General features: G+C 56.5%; 2 protein-coding genes. Both read right to left on the minus strand.

The genetic code is table 11. The features are described 5' to 3' along the window. Positions 1 to 206: 206 nt before the first annotated feature. The gene (locus ACR0DB_RS22560) at positions 207 to 1,181 is read right to left on the minus strand and encodes an ExeA family protein (RefSeq protein WP_480425612.1); all 975 of its coding nucleotides are present in this window, start codon (positions 1,179 to 1,181) and stop codon (positions 207 to 209) included. Further along, complete coding sequence (locus tag ACR0DB_RS22565) at positions 1,181 to 1,642, minus strand: hypothetical protein (protein WP_480424837.1); 462 nt, start codon at positions 1,640 to 1,642, stop codon at positions 1,181 to 1,183. The genes ACR0DB_RS22560 and ACR0DB_RS22565 overlap by 1 nt, the downstream gene beginning before the upstream one ends. Between the last annotated feature and the right edge of the window lie 90 nt (positions 1,643 to 1,732).

Below are 1,732 nucleotides of genomic sequence, written 5' to 3' on the forward strand. Positions count from 1 at the left end.
CCGCGAAATGAGCCATTCCTGAACCCTATGTGTAGCGGCTTGAGATCATAATCCGTTGGGCGCGAGATCATCGCTGTTTCTGGCTCAGATTATTTGAGACTATAATTCGATTTGGGACCACTTTATTTGAGAACGGGCTCAGAATAATTGAGACGGGCTCACATTTCTGAGACTGGGATCGGTGGGGTGAGACCATCCACATGACCTCATAGCGACAACCCCGCCATCCGCATTCGCTCTGCCAATTCGCGGGTCCGCGCGGGTTCAAGCTGCCCGCTCAGGAAGCGTTTGATCTCGGCAGGTTTGGACTGGAACTGATCCGCCAATACCTTCACAGAATAGCCCTGCCGGGTGAGACGTGGCTCCAAGTCATCAAAGTCGGGGGCCAGGGTGGCCGACACAATATCCGGCGTGATTGGTTTCTGGCCGATGCGGAACCCGGCCTCCAATGCCCGGTTTAAATATTCGGCAAACTGTAAGGGTGTGGTCAGGCGCTCTGCCAGTAGGTCCAGCGCCGCCGGTTCGATAATCTCGTCAAGTGGAGCGTCGTCCTCGGTACACTGGTCCAAAAGCCAGTCGAGATAGGTTCGGGACTCTTCCCCCAATCCTTCGAAGGGCAGGATATCAGTGCGATGCCCGATCTCTTCCATCGTTGGGCGGCGAAGGTCGTTTCGCAGCTTCGGATGGCCGACCAGAATAACGGACAGATTGCCTCCGCCGCGCGCGATCACTTCCATCAGGCGTTTCAGCCCGATCAATGTCTTTCCATACAGATCATGGGCCTCATCGACAAACAGCGCCACGGGCTTTCCGGAGCGGGCTACCAGCTTCTGAAGTTCTCGTTCCCTCTTTTCACCTTGGGTTGGAATCTTTGGTTCTTTCTCTCGTGAGAGATCGTAGAACAGGGCTGAGATTAGCGTCGGAACGGTCGTGCGGGCTTTGTCCACCGACAGGCTTTCGGCGACAGTGACCTTCTTTTCGCGCGCAATTTCATCTTGCAACCGGTGCAGGAACACAGTCTTGCCGATGCCAACTGGGCCTGTCACAGCGATCAGGCGTCCGGTTCCAATGCCCGCCCGGACGGTGTGGGTGATCTGACGATGGTTCTCGGTCTCATAGAATCCGGCAGCTCGCCAGTCCTTGATCAGCCCATATCGCGCCATGATCTCGGCATTCAGCATTACTCGCTCTCCTCTTCAGCGGCCGGTCGCTTAGGCGAGAACCGGGCAGTTATTCCTTGTTTGATTTCCGTCTTGTCGAGCGTGCGGTCGACAAGATCATTCACGAACGACAGATCCTCGTCTGTCAGGCGGGCCAGCGGCTTGTGCAGCAAATCCGAGACCCCGCGCAGCGCATCCAATCGGCTGCTATAGGTGAACTCTCCATAGGGATCCGGATCGACAAAGGCCTGGCTGGCGAACGGCAGTACGTCTGCGGCTTTGGCCAGGCTTGAATCCAACCCGGCAAGCGCCGATCTGGGCACCGAGATCTTCTGCGCAAGATCTCCGATCCTGTCGGCCCGTGCCTGTGTTTGTGTTTTCTTGGGCTTGCGATAGCGATGCAGCGGGATAGGCCCACCTGTCGGGCGGTAGGGGCCAAAGCGCTTGTCGTTCCACTCAACGAACAGCTCGTGATCAAACACCTGCAGACCTGGTTAAGAAAGGTGGGCATTAAGCCGATCCAAATCTACCCGGGATCACCTTGGGAGAATGGATACAACGAGCGCTTCAAT

The organism is Ruegeria sp. AB6 (assembly GCF_056542685.1).